A 16887-nucleotide genomic window follows, 5' to 3' on the forward strand; every position below is an offset into this window, starting at 1 on the left:
TGCCGTCTCCTTCTGATATCTGTTGGCGGTGGATCGCTCCGGTCCGGTCAGGCTTTCCGCTTTTGGAAAAGATGAGCCATTGCAATGACCAGCGCGACGAGGGCGATCGCCGCAGCGAGGAAAAACAGCCCGAACTTGAGGGGCGTCAACCATGACTTTGCGTCAAGCGCATCCGCCGCGCCGGAGAGGGCCAGCGCCTGGACCGTGTTCTCGGTCAGGTCGACAATGATGGTCGCCAGCGCCGGCAAGGCAGCAATTGGTCCGAACCGCCCAAAGAAGCGCAGCGCCATGGCCGCAAAGAACCCGCCATAGGCCAGCGGGTAGGCCGTATCGAGCAACACGGTGAGCCAGAAATGCGCGCTCCGCTGGGCTTCGGTCATTCCGGCAATCAGGGCGCGACATCCCTCGCCCGTCGTAATCGTGTCGAGATAGCGACCGCCAACCGCGTCACTGAAAAGCGCAAAAGCGGGAAAGATCAGGAGCTGCGCAATGAACAGGCCCCATATTACCGGCGTGCGCTTCAAGGCGGCAATCATCCCGCCTCCTCCATCACGCGCTCCGGCGTGACGCCGGTCGCGGAGATGATAGCTTCCAGTCGCTGGGTGATCGTGTCGATCAGGTCCGGATGGATCGTGCTGGCCACGAGATGGACGCCATTGTCGCCAACTGACCGAAACCATGGATAGGAACCAAACGCGACATTCGGCATCTCTACCGCCATCGCGCCAAGTGGCTCGGCAATATCGCCCTCTCGCAGGCCGACGCCGCGAATGGTCACCTTATGAACGACGGCGCCCGTGCGAAGGCGCGGACCGATATCTTCCAGCATGGCGCGCGCCACCTGCGGCACACCGGCCAATGTGAACACGTTCTCCATCTGGAAGCCGGGCGCGCCCGACACCGGATTAGCGACAAGGCTTGCACCATGCGGAACACGCGCCATGCGACGCCGCGCGGGCGTGAACTCGGTCTTCATCTCGGCATAGCGCTCGGCCAGCATGGCAATCACTTCCGGATGCTCGCCGATGCCGACACCAAAGGCCGCCGCAATCGCATCCGCCGTGATGTCATCATGTGTCGGACCGATGCCGCCCGTCGTGAACACATAAGTGTACTCCGCGCGCAGGTCGTTCACTGCTTTTACGATGCTCGCCTGCACATCGGAGACGGTGCGCGATTCCACAACCGGGATACCGAGCGGTCCCAGGTACTTGGCGATCTGCTGCAGGTTGATGTCGCGGGTGCGCCCCGAGAGGAGTTCGTCGCCGATCAACAGGACGGCTGCGGTGGGTGGGGTTTCAGTCACTGATCAAGGGCCTCATACACGAGGTCGCCGGATTCCTTTCGAAAGGCATTGTCCATGCTGCCCGCCGGGAAGACCTGGACCATGCCGATGAAGAACAGGTCATTGACCGGATCGATCCAGAACCAGGTGCCCGCCGCACCGCCCCAGTAATAGGTTCCGGTGGGCATCAAAGTGCCCGTAGGAGCCGGATCCACCAGAACCCCAAAGTCCAGTCCAAAGCCGTGACCAGCGCGTTCTGGGTTGACGCTGTTGCCGTCGGAGAAGAGGTGGAAGGTTTCCGGCAGTACATTGGTGCGCATCAACGTGACTGTCTCAGGTTTCAAAATGCGGGTGCCGTTGAGTTCGCCGCCATCCACCAGCATCTGGCAGAAACGGGCATAATCGGCGAGCGTGGAGACGAGTCCGTGTCCCCCCGCCTCCATGCCAAATGCGCCTTCGCGATAGGCAAAACCCGGATCATCCAGTGGCACCAGATCGCCGTTTTCAGGATTGTGTGTGAAGACGTCCGAAAACCTGTCGCGCTTGGACTCTGGTACGAAAAACGCCGTATCCGTCATACCAAGCGGGGTGAAGATCGTGTCCTGCAGATATTCGCCGAACGGCTTGCCGGAAATCTTCTGGACGATGTAGCCCTGGATATCGACGGCAGTGCTGTAGGACCAGTCGCTGCCCGGCTGGAACATCAGCGGAATGCCGGCAACTTTGGAGATGTACGTGTCGAGATCCGGCGAGGCGAGCACGCCCTGTTTGCGGAAAGCCGTGTTGACCGGGTCGTCACCACCAAGCCCATAGCCGAAGCCGGCGGTATGACTCATCAGCTCCCGCATGGTCGGCACGTGATCCATGTCTTCGACAATCATATTGCCGTCTGCATCCACCCCATTCAGCACTTTGAGGTCGGCAAACTCTGGCACGAATTTCGTGATCGGGTCATCGAGACTGAAAGCGCCCTGCTCGTAGAGCGTCATCAGGGCGACGCCGGTGATCGGCTTGGACATGGAATAGATACGGAAGATCGTATCTTCCTTGATAGGCGTCTGATCGGCTGCGCGCATTATTCCGTGCTCATAATAGTGGGCCACATGCCCATCCTTCACGAGCAGGGTCGAAATGCCTTTGACCGCGCCGTCATCCACAGCTGCCGCCATGGCCGTGTCCAGTGCAGCAAGGCCCGCCGACGTAAAGCCCTTTCCGGAGGCAGAAGCTTCCAGCGCGTCAAATGTCTTGTCGGCAGGCGCCGGGGCCGGTTCCGCGGCAGCTTGTGGGGCCAGCGCGACCTGTTCTGGCGGAGCCCCGGCTGGCCCTGCGGCGCACGCCGCTGCACCCACAATGAGCAAACTGGCGGCAAGCCCTTTCAGATAGTGAGCAGGTTGTCTCATAGCGTTCGGCTCCCCTTGTTGATTTTGCGGGAGGATAGCTTCCATCCCCGGCAAAGCAACAAGGAACCCAAGGACAAGCGCCATGGCTGAGGACGGGGCCGGAACATCGTCCCACGCGGCGCATTCCCTTTACTGAACCCTGAAATCGCAAAGCAAGGAGCTCCCCATGAAACGTCATGCAACAGCCATCTGGAAAGGCACTCTCAAGGAGGGCACCGGGACACTCGATACGCAAAGCGGCGCCCTCCAGAACCACGGCTATTCTTTCAAGGCCCGTTTCGAGGATGAGAGCGGCAAGTCCGGCACCAATCCGGAAGAATTGCTCGCGGCTGCCCATGCGGGCTGTTTTGCCATGCAGCTCTCCGCCATGCTGGCCGATAACGGTACGCCGGCCGACAAGCTAGATGCCAAGGCTGTCGTAACCGTTGAACCAAAGGACGGCGGCGGCTTCAAGGTCACCAGCAGCGCCCTCACGCTCGTCGGCAAGGTTCCCGGCGCAAGTGAGGCGGATTTCCAGTCAATCGCGACAAAGGCCAAGGAAAGCTGCCCACTATCCGTAGCGTTGGGCGCCATCGACATCAGTCTGGATGCCAGTCTGGAAGCCTGATTTCACAGGGAGCGGGGTAGAAATTTCCCGCAATCGCTGCCACATTGGCCGCCATAGACTGGAAAGCCACTTTGATGAACGATTCAACCGCCCTTCTCCCCATGCGCACTGGCGAAATCCGTATCCATGATGCGGAGGGCTTTGAGGGCATGCGCAGGGCTGGACAGCTCACTGCCGAATGCCTCGACATGCTTGTAGGCGAAGTGAAGCCTGGCGTAACGACACAGTATCTGGACGATCTGGTTCGCGATTTCGTGCTCGACCATGGCGCCCAGTCCGCCACGATCGGCTATCGCGGCTATCGCCACGCATCCTGCATCTCGCTGAACCACGTCATCTGCCATGGCATTCCGGGCCCCAAGCCCCTCAAGGAAGGCGATATCGCCAATATCGATGTCACCTGTATCCTAGATGGCTGGCACGGTGACCATTCGCGCATGTATGGCGTGGGCGAAGTGAAGCGGAAGGCCGAGCGCCTGATGGATGTCACCTATGAAGCCATGATGGCCGGCATCAATGCTGTGAAGCCCGGCGCCCGTTTCGGCGATATTGGCGGCGCAATTTCCGAGATTGCCCGTTTGAACCGCCTTTCCGTCGTTGAAGACTTTTGTGGCCACGGCGTTGGTCGACTGTTCCATGACGAGCCAAATGTCGTGCACTCATCTGACTATGGCACCGGCCCGGAACTGCGCCCCGGCATGTTTTTCACTATTGAGCCAATGCTGAACATTGGCCGCAAGGACGCGGCCATTCTGCCTGACGGCTGGACGGCCGTAACGCGTGACCGTCAACTTTCAGCCCAGTTCGAACACTCGGTTGGCGTTACCGAAACCGGCGTCGAAATCTTCACCAAGTCGCCAAAGGGCTTCGATACGCCCCACACTGTCAAGCCATAGGCCATGCCGGGGGGCACAGACGGCCAGCCAGACGCAAAGCCGCATTGGCAAGGCCATCGCGAGCGGTTGCGCAGCAAGCTGCTGAAGCGCGGTGCCAGCGCCCTCGAAGACTATGAAGTGCTTGAGGTCATGCTGATGGCTTTCATTCCTCGCAAAGACGTCAAACCCATCGCCAAAGGCCTGATGGCCCGTTTCGGCAGCCTCTCAGGCATTCTCGCCGCGCCCGGCGCTGATCTGGTGAAAGTGGACGGCATAGGCGAGTCCGTCGCCGCCTACATCAAGGCCATCGCCGAACTGCAATCGCGCGCCTCCCGCGAAGAAATACGTAAACGCCCCGCGATTTCGTCGTGGAGCGCCCTGATCGACTATGTTCGCACTGAACTCCAGCACGAGAAGCGTGAACAGTTCCGCGTGCTCTTCCTTGACCGCAAGAACCAGCTGATCGCCGACGAGGTGATGGGGCACGGAACGGTCGACCATGCCCCCGTCTACCCCCGCGAAATCGCCCGCCGCGCCCTCGAACTGCAAGCCTCAAGCCTCATCCTGGTCCATAACCACCCCTCAGGCGATACGACGCCGTCGCGGGCTGACATCGACATGACACGCGAAATCATCGACGTCCTCGACCCGTTCGACATCACCGTTCACGACCATCTCATCGCTGGCACAAGCGGCGTCACCAGCTTCCGCTCATCGGGCCTGATCTGAGACTGACGCCGCGATAATGCTTGCAGATGATCGGCAGGCGGTTACCGTGAGCGAAAATAGACAAGCGCCGTCAGATGCGCGGGAATCATTACAGGGAGGCTGACAGCGCATGAGCGACACAACCGCGTCGAACGGACAGATTACGGGCTTTGGGACCAAGGGTTACCGTTCATATGTCCTGATCGCACTGATGCTGATCTATACGCTGAATTTCATCGACCGGACGCTCATTTCGGTCGTCGCACAGCCGATCATCAACACGTTCAGCCTGAATGATACCCAGTGGGGCCTGCTCTCCGGGCCGCCATTCGCCCTTTTCTACGCTTTGATGGGTATTCCTATCGCGATGTGGGCCGACCGCAGCAACCGCGTCATGGTGATTGCTGTTTGCGTGATCGTCTGGTCAATCATGACGGCGCTCTGCGGCATGGCGACGGGCTTTCTGTGGCTGCTCCTGTTCCGCGTCGGCGTGGCCGTTGGCGAAGCCGGCTGCACACCGCCCGCCAACTCAATCATCACCGATTATTATCCGCCAAAAAGCCGCGCCAATGCCATCGGTATCTACTCGATGGGTGTGACCCTCGGCGGCGTTCTGGCGCAGCTGTTCGGCGGCACGATTGCCTCGATCAAAGGCGCGGACTTCGGCGCCTGGATCAATTCAATCGGTCTCGGCTTCATGTTTTCCGGCATGGACTGGACCACAGTTGAAGGCTGGCGAATCGCCTTTGTCGTGATCGGCGCGCCCGGCGCCATCATTGCCCTCATCCTCTGGCTTACCATCAAGGAACCGCCGCGCGGTTATTCCGATCCACCGGATGCAGACCCCCTCCGTAAGGCCCCCTTCTTCGAGGCGTTCCAGGAATTCGGCGTGAAGCCAACATTCTGGTGGCTCGCGCTTGGCGCAGCGCTGGTTGCGTTCGTTGGCTATGGCCTGATCAGCTTCCAGGCACCGTTCCTGCAGCGCGTGCATGGCATTGGTGTTCGCGAAGCCGCCGTCATGTATGGCGCACCGCTGGCAGCCTTCGCTGCGTTCGGCACCTTCATCGGCGGTCTCCTGTCGGAGAAGCTCAGCGGCCGCTATCCTGCCGTTGTGGCCTGGTTGCCAGCCGTGGGTTTGCTCATCGCCGTACCGGCCTATATCGCCGCCTTCTTCAGCCCCACACTCAGCATGGCGTTCGCGCTCTGGGCCATCGCTGCGATTGGACATTATGCCTATCTCGGCGCGCAATATTCAGTTGGCACAGGCATTGTGAGCCCGCGTTCGCGCGCCACGACCATTGCCGTCCTGCTCCTCATCATCAGCCTGATCGGTAACGGCATCGGCCCGCTCTTCGTTGGCGCAATGAGCGACTTCTTCATGGCGCGCGAGATTGGCCTGTCCGGCTACGGCGACCTGGCAGCAACGTTCGATCCCAAGATGTGCGGCGCCAAGGTCCTCGAACTTGGTGAGGCTGGCCCTGCGCTCTGCGCCGCTTATGGCGACGGCCTTCGCCAGTCCATGGCGGCAACCGTGCTCGTCTTTATTCTTGCCGCAGGCTGCTATTACATGTCCAGCCGGACTTATCTGCGCGACCGCTACAATCCGGACGCCCTTTGAGCATTATGGCTACCCGCCAAAAACCAACTGTCCTGCACTGACTGACTGGAGACGCCAATGACCGACGCCGCCACAGCCCGCCCGGGCCATGAAACCGGGTATCGCACGCCGACCTATCGAGCGTTCGTGCTGTCATCACTCCTCATCGTTTACATCTTCAACTTCATCGACCGGTCGATCTTTGCGATCCTGACCGAGCCGATCAAGATGAGCCTGAAGCTCGAAGACTGGCATATGGGCCTTCTGGGCGGCTTGGCATTTGCCATGTTCTACACCACGCTTGGCATCCCGATCGCCCGCCTGGCCGAGCGCAAGAGCCGGATGTTGATCATCCTCGTCTCTCTGACGATGTGGAGCCTGATGACCGTGCTCTGCGGCTTTGCGACCAGCTTCATGACGCTGTTCATTTTCCGCCTTCTCGTGGGTGTTGGTGAAGCAGGTTGTACGCCGCCCGCCCAGTCTGTCATTGCAGACTATTTCAAGCCAACCAGCCGCGCGACCGCCGCGTCGATCTATGCCCTTGGCGTCCCATTGGGCGGTATGCTGGCAGGCCTCTCCGCCGGGCCGATCAATGATTATATCACCGGCCACAATGTCCATGCGCTGCTCGGTGACTGGGGCTGGACCTGGGCACAGAACCTGATTGCCTGGGAAAATGTCGAAGGGTGGCGGATCGCCTTCGTGGCCGTCGGCCTGCCGGGCGTGATCTTCGCGGTCATCATTGGGCTGACAGTCAAGGAGCCGCCTCGCGGCTATAGCGATCCACCTAACGCGAACAGCAAAAGTACACCGGATGGCTTCATCGTTGCGCTGAAGGGGCTGATGCGCAAACCCACCTATGTCCATGTCGTCACCGGAGCCGCCATTGCGTCATTCGCGGGCTACGGCATCGCCGCATTCTCAACCTCATTCCTATTGCGCACGCATAATCTGACACTCACTGAGGCAGCGCTGATCTTCTCGCTCGTGCTTGGCCTGATGGCAGCCATCGGCGTCTTCTTGTCCGGCTTCCTCGCCGACAAGCTGTCGAAGCGTTATCCGACGGCGCTGTCCTGGATGCCGGCCCTCGGCATGGGCCTGTCCGTGCCGCTCTACTGGATGGGCTATCTCAGCCCATCTGTTGCCATGATGATCCCGCCCCTGATGCTGGCAGCACTGCTTCATTACTTCTACCTCGGCCCGATGTATGCCGTCTCGGCTGGCGTCGTGGACAGCCGCACCCGCGCAACCGCCGTCGCGATAACCCTGTTCTCGGTCAACCTGATTGGCATTGGACTCGGCCCGACGCTAGCGGGTGTACTCTCGACCTTCCTGAAATCCATGATGCTGTCTGGCGCCGATCTTGGCCTCTCGATCGAGGCGTGCAAGGTCGTGTCTGACCTCAGCGCAGACCAAGCTGCGGCCTGTACCAGCGCGAATGCACGCGGCCTGCAATGGACCATCGTGATCTTCGCGACCCTCTATGGCTGGGCCGCGATCCACTATCTTCTGGCTGGAAAGACGCTGCAGCGTGACATGCTCTCGAAAACTGCTTAAGCCAGCCCCCCATGGCTGTTTATACTCACGTTTCCGACGAGGCGCTCGCCGCCTTCCTGGCTGAATACGACCTCGGCAGAGCCCTGTCCTTCAAGGGAATTGCCGAAGGCGTAGAGAATTCGAACTATTTTCTCGAAACCTCGAAAGGGCGTTTCATCCTCACCTTGTTTGAGAAGCGGGTGAAGGCTGAAGACCTACCCTACTTCATCGGCGTGAAGCAGCACCTCGCGGCTAAGGGCTATCCCTGCCCCGAACCTATCATGGGCAAGGATGGCAAAGCCCTGCGGACGCTGGAAGGCCGCGACGCGGTCATCATTTCCTTTCTCGAGGGTCTCTCGCCGCGTCGGCCGAACGTCGTTCAGTGCCGGGGGCTGGGTGAAGGCCTCGCGCGCATGCACCTTGCGCTCGCTGACTTCGGCATAACGCGTCCGAATGCGCTCGGCCCCGCCTCCTGGCCGCGTCTCTGGGAAGGCCGCGCGGCGAGCGCCGACACCCTGCTGCATGGTCTTGCCGGACGCATCGAGACAGATATCGCGGCCATCGCAAAGGCTGATCCCGACAACCTGCCTTTGCCTCGCGGCACGATCCACGCTGACCTCTTCCCGGACAATGCCTTCTTCCTCGGCGACGATTTCTCCGGCGCCATCGACTTCTATTTTGCCTGCACCGATGCGCTGGCCTACGACCTCGCCGTCTGTCTCAATGCCTGGGCGTTCGAGGATGGCGCTGCGGGAGAGGCCGCAGGCCTGCAGTTCAATTTCTCGAAGGGCGCCGCCCTGATCGCGGGCTATGAAAGCGTGCGTCCGCTTGAGGATGCCGAACGCGAAGCCCTCCCTATCCTTGCGCGCGGCGCAGCTCTGCGCTTCTTCCTGACGCGCCTTGTCGACTGGACCGACACGCCCGAAGGCGCCCTCGTAAGGCCCAAGAATCCCCTCGAATATGCCGGGCGACTGTCCTTTCATCGCAAGGTGACCAGCGCCGCCGGCTATGGTGGATGAGCTTCGCGAAGGGAGCGCCATGACGAACGAAACAGGCATTCCCGCAAGCTCCACTTCTCCAGCCTATGCGGATGGCAGTTTGCACACGCACATCAAGCGCGTGAAACTCGGCCTCTTGCTCAGCGCCCTTGCCGCCTGTCTTGGCGTCTCGATCATCGGCGGGCTATTGCTGGCGTTTGTCCAAATCCTCCTCGGCCTGTTCAACATCGGCGGCACAGTGCCCTTTGAAAGCACGTTTACGAGCGGCGTCACGACGGGCCTACAGCTCGCGGCGCTCAATTTCGTCCTGTTCCTCGTGACAGTCCCGGCCGCATGGTTGGCGCTGGGCCTCTCGATAGGCAGGATGCCGCATCGCCGGATCGCCGCCCGCACGCCCTATATCCGCTGGGCCGCTATCTGGGGCGCAATCCTGGTGGGCGGCACAACCTTTATCTTCGGGCTTATGGAAAGCATCCCGACAGCTATCGGCGCGCTTGTCTCTGGTGCCAGTGTTGGCGCGCTCGCCGGCGTGGGTTGCGGCTTCCTGTTCTATGCCATCGTGCGACCAGACGAGCAGCTGCGCGACGTCGACATCAGCGTGTTCTAAAGCAGGCTTGACGGCTCTCGCGAAGCCCATCACCTGAAACGTAATGACTGACTTGATCGAAATCTGGACGGATGGCGCCTGCAGCGGCAATCCCGGCCCCGGCGGCTGGGGCGCCCTGCTCATTGCCGGCGAGAATCGCAAGGAATTGTTCGGCGGCGAAAAGCAGACGACCAATAACCGCATGGAAATGATGGCCGCCATCGAGGCGCTGAATGCGCTGAAGCAACCGTCGAAAGTCACGCTGCATGTCGACTCCACCTATGTGAAGGACGGCCTGACCAAGTGGATCAAGGGCTGGAAGCGTAATGGCTGGAAAACGGCCTCGAAACAGCCCGTGAAGAACCAGGACTTGTGGCAGGCACTCGACGAAGCCTGCCAGCGTCACGACATCACCTGGAAATGGGTCAAAGGCCATGACGGCGACCCAGGCAACGAACGCGCAGATGAACTCGCTCGCATGGGCACAGCTCAAGCGCGCGGCTAGGCTTTCGCTATGATCGCCTCAGCAGCCGCGGCAATATCTGCTGGCGACAGCGCGTCCAGCTCCACGATCTGAACCGGCATATCCTCGCGCCGTTTCCGGCTTCGCGCATAGAGTGGATCATAGTGTTCCAGCATCAGGGCTTCCGCCAGTTGGCGATGATCGCCCGCATCCGCCAGCGCCTGCCATTCGGCGATTGTCTCCTTCGAGTGTAGCGGCTTCAGCAGGTCCAGCGAGCGGGCAACGCTGTCGCTGTCACTCACCGCGTCGCCATAGGCCGACACGAGGAAAGTGCTGCGTGCAGCAGCCGGCACATGGATCTCGACACGCGGCGCCGCCAGCATGCTGTGCCACAGACGTCGGGGCACACGGCGCAGGCCCACACGCGCCGATTCCGCCTCTACGTAAATCGGCCGTGACAGGTCGAACTGGCGCAGCTGGTCCCAGATAATGGTCTCGAACAGGCGCTGGGCTGGCTGGGGCAAATCATCGAAGCCGCCAAAGGCAGAGCCGCGATGATTGGCTATGCCCTCCAGGTCGATCACCTGCCCGCCTTGCTGGGCAATTTCGCTCAGGATCGCCGTCTTCCCGCTGCCGGTTGGGCCATCGACAAGAATAACGGGCAGCGGCATTTCATCCAGTTCAAGCCCGCCAACGACCTCTCGCCGCCAGGTCTTGTAGCCGCCCTTCACAAGGCCAACGGGCCAGCCAACCGACGACAGGATCGTCGCCATCGCGTTGGACCGCATGCCGCCCCGCCAGCAATAGATGAGCGGGCGCCAGCCCTTCGGCATATCGGCCAGTGCGGTATCCAGATGATGCGCGATATTCCGCGCGACGATGGCGCCGCCGATACGGTTGGCGCGGAATGGGCTTTCCTGCTTGTAGATCGTGCCGACAATGGCGCGCTCGTCATTCGACAGGACAGGCAGGCTGATTGCCCCCGGCAGGTGGTCATCAGCAAACTCGGCGGGCGAGCGCACGTCGATGATGGCATCGAAGCGGGACAAGGATTCGGGGCCAAGGTCAGTGACGGTTTCAAGGTAAGGCATCGTGTTCACGCTTAGCAGGTTTTCATTGCCTCGCCAGAGGCCCGCGCGCTAAGCCCATTGGGCAGAGTAGGACTTGAGACCATGCCCGACACCCAGACACCAGAACCGCTCCTTACATCGCTCGCCCATGGCGGCGGCTGCGGCTGCAAGCTGGCGCCGAACGTACTGGCTGACATTCTGAGCGAAATGCCGCTGGCGCTGGGCAGTTCCGACCTGATCGTGGATGCCGCGACCAGCGACGACGCGGCTGTCTATCGCGTGAATGAAACGACGGCACTGGTCGCGACAACCGACTTCTTCACGCCCATCGTTGACGACCCGCACACATTCGGCCGGATCGCCGCGACCAACGCGCTGTCGGACGTATTCGCCATGGGCGCAAAGCCCATCTTCTCTCTGGCCATTGTGGGCATGCCCATAGGCAAAATCTCGAACGAGACGATCCGCGCGATCCTCGCAGGCGGACAATCCGTTGCCGAAACAGCAGGCGCGCCGATTGCGGGCGGGCACTCAATTGATGCTGCAGAGCCCATCTATGGCCTCGTGGCGCTCGGCCTCGTTCATCCTGACAAGCTATTGCTGAACTCCGGCGCACGGCCTGGCGACGTGTTGATCCTCGGCAAGCCGCTGGGCGTCGGCATCTATAGCGCCGCCCTGAAGCGCGGGATCATCGACGACGCTGACTATGCCGAGATGATCGCTTCGACAACGCGGCTCAACACGCCGGGAACGGATCTCGCCGGGATGGTGGGCGTTCACGCTGCAACAGATGTTACAGGTTTCGGACTACTTGGGCATCTTTCGGAAATGTGTCGCGGCGCCGGACTCACGGGCGTTGTCGAGGCCGACCGGGTGCCTGTGTTTGATGGCGCACGGCGGCTGGCCGAAGCGGGCGTAAAGACGGGCGCTTCAGGCCGCAATTGGGACTCCGTGCGGACTTCTGTGACCATTCAGCGACCGTTGAGCGCCCCTGAACTGGATATTCTGTGCGACCCGCAGACCAGCGGCGGCCTGCTCGTCTCATGCTCACCCGACGCGGCGCAAAACGTGCTCGCCACATTCGAAAGGCACGGCCACATCGGGGCTACCATTATCGGCCGCATGGAAGCCGGTACAGCGGGTGTGCACGTCGTCTGAACCTAGCCAGTCGGCGCAGCAGGATCTTCAGGCGTTTCTACTGGCGGTCCGAATTTGCATTCGTCGGCTTCGTCGCCTTTTGCTGTGCCGCCAACGCGATCCAGCGCATCCTGGACATCGAGCCAGAGATGGTTTTCCGCCGCACAGGCCTGCGCAAAATGGAAGACATTGCGCATGCTCTCCGTTTCAAAGTCGAGCGACCCGGCAAACGGCATGGCGGCCGGTATGCTCGCATATTTCAGCTTCATCCCGTGCTTCTGCGCGAAGGAGGCCGTCAGAACCAGTTCCGTGCGCGCCATATACATCAGCACAACAGAGAACCCGCGCATCGTGATCGGCACTGTGCTGACCGGCGTTGCATGCGGCAGCGTGGCGAGCTGGCCATTGATGATCACGTAGATGTTCACGTCCTTCAGGTCGTCGAGCTTCTCGTCGGTGATGAAGGCGGCATGTGGCGCGATGAAGAAGGGGACGGTCGTGCCGCCATCAACATGCATTTCCTGATAGGCACCATTGTCCGCATCTACATCGAACATGACTGGTGGGAACACGCCGGGCACGCTGGACGAGGCCACAAGCACATTGATGAACAGTTCCCGCCCCTTCTCACCGCCTTGCTGCGCAATGGCACCGAGATCCCAGATGACGGGTTCCTCGCTGTCCAGATTGGTTGTCGCGGCCAGCAGGATCCGGCCCTTGGCACTTTCGCGAGCCACGGCTTCGACAAGTTCGGGCGTCACATAGTGCTCGACCATTTCACGCAGGGACGTGTCATCATACACACCCACGCGAAACATTGTGCCGATGCCCGGCCGGCTCAGCAGGTTGGAACTCATGCCGCCGACATAGGCTTCGGTCAGCTCATCGTCCCACTCAGGGCCAAGAAAGGCGAAAGGTGCGATCAGGGCGCCCGTGCTCACGCCGGTCACGATCTCGAATTCGGGTCGTTTGCCGGAATAGGTCATGCCGACGACGGCGCCTGCCCCGAATGCGCCGCCCGCGCCGCCGCCTGAGAGCGCGAGGATATCGATCGCGTCATTGCCTGGCCGAGCCTGCAGGCGTTTGATCGTCTTCGACATGCGGTCGATGAAAGCCGCCCCATCCCCGCCCGCCATGCGCACATCGGGGCTGAAACCGGCGACATAAGCATTTTGTGTAAGGTCCTGAACCGGCGCGTCGCCCCGCTCCAGTGTTACACACCCTGCCAGCATCAGCGGCGCAAGAAGGACGGCGGAAAATTTGCGAAGCATCATGGCCGAGCTCTCATCATCAGTATCCCCAAGTCTACAGAGACACATACGCACGAAACTTGAAGACTTTTTGCCGAGCTGCAAAAAAACATGTCTCCGGATGCAAGAAAGCCCGGCTGGGAAAGCCGGGCTTCTCAAAATTCAGGCATTAAAGGGCGCCTCAGGCGGCCTCTTCAACCTCGTTCGAGCGCGAGCTCGGGCGCGGATCGCGCAGCACATAGCCACGGCCCCAGACGGTTTCGATATAATGCTGACCGCCGGTGGCCTGCTGCAGCTTCTTGCGGAGCTTACAGATGAACACGTCGATGATCTTGAGTTCAGGCTCGTCCATGCCGCCATAGAGGTGGTTGAGGAACATTTCCTTGGTGAGCGTCGTGCCCTTGCGCAGGGAGAGCAGCTCGAACATCTGGTATTCCTTGCCGGTCAGGTGGACGCGCTCGTCGTCGACTTCGACCGTCTTGGCATCCAGATTGACCAGGATTTCGCCGGTGCGGATGACGCTTTCAGCGTGCCCCTTGGAACGACGCACGATTGCCGTGATACGGGCAATCAGCTCATCCTTGTTGAATGGCTTGGTGAGATAGTCATCGGCGCCGTAGCCGAGCGTTTTCACCTTGGCTTCGATGTCAGGGTTACCCGACAGGATCATGACTGGCGTGTTCACACGGCCCATACGGAGCTGTTTGAGCACTTCGTAGCCGGAGATATCCGGCAGCGAGAGGTCGAGTACGATCATGTCGTATTCGTAGACTTTGCCGAGATCGACACCTTCTTCACCGAGGTCGGTGGTATAGATGTTGAAGCCAGCGGCCTTCAACATCAGCTCGATAGAACGCGCTACAGCGCTATCGTCTTCAATTAATAGGACGCGCATCGCTCGTCTCCCGAATCAGCCTACGACAAACCTAGTCGCTTTGTTTAACCTTGTGAATCCTACAGGCGCTTCCTTTAACGAAGGTTAACGGTATGTGCGGATTCCCTTGTGTAATTCCACTTTATTCACACTGATTAATAGCCAAGCTCCGCCGCAGGGGCGTTACCTATCAGCATCTGGGAGATGGCGATCGCATCCTGGATCGGCTGTGCTTGCTGGTCAGTAGAGATCAGCGTCTTCTGGCAACGGATCGCATCACGCACCTTTGGATCGCGCATAACGATGCCGGCGAGGTGTGGACGGAATCCCAAGAAAGTCTGGCAGGCTCGCGCAATCGCTTCATATGTGCGCTGGCCAGCAGCCCGTGTGTCGGCCTGGTTAATACAGATCACGGGCTCAACATTTGGCGCGTAGCCACGCAGAACCTTGATGAACGCATAGGCATCCGTCATCGACGTTGGCTCGTCAGTGATAACCATCAGCGCCTTATCGGCCGCACGGGCAAGCCGCATGCAGTTGGCTTCGATACCGGCGCCAAGGTCGAGCACGACCTGGTCGTATTGCAGGGCAAGCGCCGAAAGACCGGCAGCGAGACGGGCAACTTCTTCCGGTGGCAGCTCAGCGAGCGCGCCGGAGCCTGAACGGCCCGGCAGCACATCGAAGCCACCGCCAGCCGCGCCGCCATCAACAGGTGTCACCGCATCATCGAGTTCAACCCAACCCGCAATAACGGCGGCCAGATCTGTCTCAGGTGCGATGCCAAGCTGAACGTCGACATTGGCGAGGCCAAGGTCGCCATCGACAAGCAGGGTTCGCTTACCGGCCTGGGCGAAGGCCGAGGCGAGCGTGATTGCCATGAAGGTCTTGCCGACACCGCCCTTGCCACTGGCAACAGCGATGATCGAGGCGGGGGCCACGCGTGGGGTCGGTCGCGCTTGCGGCCGATCCTGGGATTTTCGAAGCATGAAACTCATAGGGCTACGCGGCTCCTTTCATGGCGATGACATCGCCGGGGGCGTCTTCCATCAAGAGAGCGGCCAGGCGCGAGGGCGCGGCCGGTACCAGGCCGCCGCCGATGAACGGCGTCACGGCCAAATGCGAAAAGGCGATGCCGGCAGACGACAACGCGGAGATGGAGCCGCCGCGGCGGCGGACAACATCAAGCTTGGTGAGAATGGCCCGCTTCACACCGGCGCGGGCATAGCACTTGGCTGCCTCCGCCTGGTCTTCGGGGTGGCCTTCAGCTGAGAGGACAAGGACGGGCTCAGCGCGGATGACGGAAATCAGGTCCTGAAGGCTCGCCATGTCGTCTTCGTCGAATGGATTGATCGCCGGCATGTCGATGATGCAGCGGCGGTTCTGGGCGCGCAGGGTCCGGAGCGTCGCGAACAGAGCGTCCGGCGTTTGCACGCTGCGGATCTGGTCCTGCTCAAGCTCGAGATAAGCGGCGAGTTGCTGGCCACCGGCGGTGCCATCAAGGTCGGCTGCGACGGGCATGACTTCGCAACGCGCGACTGCAGCGCGGCGGGTCAGCTTTGCAGCGGTCGCCGTGCGACCATGGCCGGGAGGGCCAACAAGGACGATATCCCGGTCAAGCCGGGGCAGGATCGGGTCGCAAGCGACGAGGCGCGAGACGCCTTCAGCGATTGCGTCTTCCGGATCGGTAAACTGGACGCCGTTGCGGCCCGCACTTTCGGCGGCCACACGGTCAGCAAAGCGCTGTGGCGCACCATGCCAGAGCAGTGCGTCGCGAACGCGGCTGAACAGCGGGTTTTCAATGCCACGCCCATGGCCACCGCCGCTACCGCGCGCTTCGCGCAGGAACAGGGGCTCGTTGGGCACCATGCCACCGCCCATCTTGTCGGTAGCCGCGCGCACTTCTACGCCGCCGTCAATCTCACGCTCCGACAGAATAACCGCGTCGGCGCCCATTTCGGCGAATATCATCGCCTTGGCGGCCTCGAAGGACTCGGCTGCGAACATCTTCATGCGCATAGGTGCGGCATCCTCGTAACTTGTGGACCTTCCCGCGCAGCCCTCACCACGTGACAGGTCGGTTCCTGAACACGTTTAGTTAACGCCCGAAAAGGTTAACAAAAGCCTGTGATGAGTTAGGATTTACCATACATGACAGCAGATTCACGAAAGGCCCCGTTTACTCACAGGGCAGCATTCACGGCATGTATGGATTTATCAGTGGCCTAAGCGGCCGCCCGTTCGTCGACGATTTCGGACAGCGTGACGCCGAGCTGCCCATCTGCGACCACGAGGCGGCCACGGGCCATCAGGCGGTCGGACACGTAAATGTCGATCATTTCATTGGTGCGCCGCTCAAGGGCGACAATCTCGCCAGGCGACAGCGCCATCAATTCCTCAATCGGCATGCGCACTTCACCCAGCACGACATCGACGCGCACAGGCACGTCCATCAGTGACTTTTCAAGGGCGGGATTGGCAGGTTGCATGGGCCGGACGATTCC

The 16887-nt window shown here is 60.9% G+C and carries 18 protein-coding genes; 9 read left to right on the forward strand and 9 right to left on the reverse strand.

All coding sequences use genetic code 11. The features are described 5' to 3' along the window. Positions 1-47 precede the first annotated feature (47 nt). The 3 genes from HOC_RS00390 to HOC_RS00400 are packed head-to-tail and all read right to left on the reverse strand — an operon-like array spanning position 48 to position 2685. Positions 48-536 carry a hypothetical protein gene (locus tag HOC_RS00390; protein ID WP_035534639.1) on the reverse strand — a complete coding sequence of 163 codons (489 nt, stop codon included), beginning with the start codon at positions 534-536 and terminating at the stop codon, positions 48-50. Continuing rightward, on the reverse strand, positions 533-1306 hold the full coding sequence (locus HOC_RS00395) for a competence/damage-inducible protein A (RefSeq protein WP_035534641.1): 774 nt from the start codon (positions 1304-1306) through the stop codon (positions 533-535). The genes HOC_RS00390 and HOC_RS00395 overlap by 4 nt, the downstream gene beginning before the upstream one ends. Beyond that, positions 1303-2685 (reverse strand): serine hydrolase domain-containing protein, encoded by a 1383-nt coding sequence (locus tag HOC_RS00400; protein ID WP_035534642.1) that lies wholly within the window; start codon positions 2683-2685, stop codon positions 1303-1305. The genes HOC_RS00395 and HOC_RS00400 overlap by 4 nt, the downstream gene beginning before the upstream one ends. Before the next feature lie 166 nt (positions 2686-2851). On the opposite strand from HOC_RS00400, the gene HOC_RS00405 reads away from it, so the two are divergent. The 8 genes from HOC_RS00405 to rnhA all read left to right on the forward strand — a co-directional run bounded on the left by HOC_RS00405 (position 2852) and on the right by rnhA (position 10097). Further along, positions 2852-3292: an OsmC family protein gene (locus tag HOC_RS00405; protein ID WP_035534643.1), complete on the forward strand. Its 441-nt coding sequence runs from the start codon at positions 2852-2854 to the stop codon at positions 3290-3292. 74 nt (positions 3293-3366) lie between these two features. Beyond that, a complete protein-coding gene (gene map, locus HOC_RS00410) occupies positions 3367-4188 on the forward strand; it encodes a type I methionyl aminopeptidase (RefSeq protein ID WP_035534646.1) in 822 nt (273 codons plus the stop codon). Between the two features lie 3 nt (positions 4189-4191). Next, the gene (radC, locus tag HOC_RS00415) at positions 4192-4896 is read left to right on the forward strand and encodes a RadC family protein (RefSeq protein ID WP_035534648.1); all 705 of its coding nucleotides are present in this window, start codon (positions 4192-4194) and stop codon (positions 4894-4896) included. 109 nt (positions 4897-5005) lie between these two features. After that, positions 5006-6493, forward strand: a complete 1488-nt coding sequence (locus tag HOC_RS00420; protein WP_035534650.1) for a spinster family MFS transporter — start codon at positions 5006-5008, stop codon at positions 6491-6493. A gap of 57 nt (positions 6494-6550) precedes the next feature. Further along, on the forward strand, positions 6551-8029 hold the full coding sequence (locus tag HOC_RS00425) for a spinster family MFS transporter (RefSeq protein WP_035534651.1): 1479 nt from the start codon (positions 6551-6553) through the stop codon (positions 8027-8029). Between the two features lie 11 nt (positions 8030-8040). Further along, on the forward strand, positions 8041-9027 hold the full coding sequence (locus tag HOC_RS00430) for a homoserine kinase (RefSeq protein ID WP_035534655.1): 987 nt from the start codon (positions 8041-8043) through the stop codon (positions 9025-9027). Between the two features lie 19 nt (positions 9028-9046). Then, positions 9047-9613, forward strand: coding sequence for a hypothetical protein (locus tag HOC_RS00435; RefSeq protein WP_156950322.1), 567 nt, complete (start codon positions 9047-9049; stop codon positions 9611-9613). 43 nt (positions 9614-9656) lie between these two features. Continuing rightward, a complete protein-coding gene (gene rnhA / locus HOC_RS00440) occupies positions 9657-10097 on the forward strand; it encodes a ribonuclease HI (RefSeq protein WP_035534661.1) in 441 nt (146 codons plus the stop codon). Here rnhA and mnmH read toward each other — a convergent pair. Further along, on the reverse strand, positions 10094-11146 hold the full coding sequence (gene mnmH / locus HOC_RS00445) for a tRNA 2-selenouridine(34) synthase MnmH (RefSeq protein WP_035534663.1): 1053 nt from the start codon (positions 11144-11146) through the stop codon (positions 10094-10096). The genes rnhA and mnmH overlap by 4 nt on opposite strands. A gap of 81 nt (positions 11147-11227) precedes the next feature. Here mnmH and selD point away from each other — a divergent pair, with 81 nt between their 5' ends. After that, positions 11228-12283, forward strand: a complete 1056-nt coding sequence (selD, locus tag HOC_RS00450; protein WP_035534665.1) for a selenide, water dikinase SelD — start codon at positions 11228-11230, stop codon at positions 12281-12283. 2 nt (positions 12284-12285) lie between these two features. Here selD and HOC_RS00455 read toward each other — a convergent pair whose 3' ends face one another. From HOC_RS00455 to HOC_RS00475, 5 genes are all read right to left on the reverse strand, one after another. After that, on the reverse strand, positions 12286-13536 hold the full coding sequence (locus HOC_RS00455; RefSeq protein WP_051624377.1) for a patatin-like phospholipase family protein: 1251 nt from the start codon (positions 13534-13536) through the stop codon (positions 12286-12288). 157 nt (positions 13537-13693) lie between these two features. Beyond that, positions 13694-14407: a response regulator transcription factor CtrA gene (gene ctrA, locus HOC_RS00460; protein WP_034744568.1), complete on the reverse strand. Its 714-nt coding sequence runs from the start codon at positions 14405-14407 to the stop codon at positions 13694-13696. Positions 14408-14541: 134 nt separating this feature from the next. After that, positions 14542-15381 carry a nucleotide-binding protein gene (locus HOC_RS00465; protein ID WP_034744565.1) on the reverse strand — a complete coding sequence of 280 codons (840 nt, stop codon included), beginning with the start codon at positions 15379-15381 and terminating at the stop codon, positions 14542-14544. A 4-nt stretch (positions 15382-15385) separates the two neighbouring features. Next, a complete protein-coding gene (locus tag HOC_RS00470) occupies positions 15386-16402 on the reverse strand; it encodes a flagellar biosynthesis protein FlhF (RefSeq protein ID WP_034744563.1) in 1017 nt (338 codons plus the stop codon). Positions 16403-16608: 206 nt separating this feature from the next. After that, the gene (locus HOC_RS00475; protein WP_034744562.1) at positions 16609-16872 is read right to left on the reverse strand and encodes a FliM/FliN family flagellar motor switch protein; all 264 of its coding nucleotides are present in this window, start codon (positions 16870-16872) and stop codon (positions 16609-16611) included. Between the last annotated feature and the right edge of the window lie 15 nt (positions 16873-16887).

It is taken from the genome of Hyphomonas oceanitis SCH89 (assembly GCF_000685295.1).
Classification (GTDB): Bacteria; Pseudomonadota; Alphaproteobacteria; order Caulobacterales; family Hyphomonadaceae; genus Hyphomonas; species Hyphomonas oceanitis.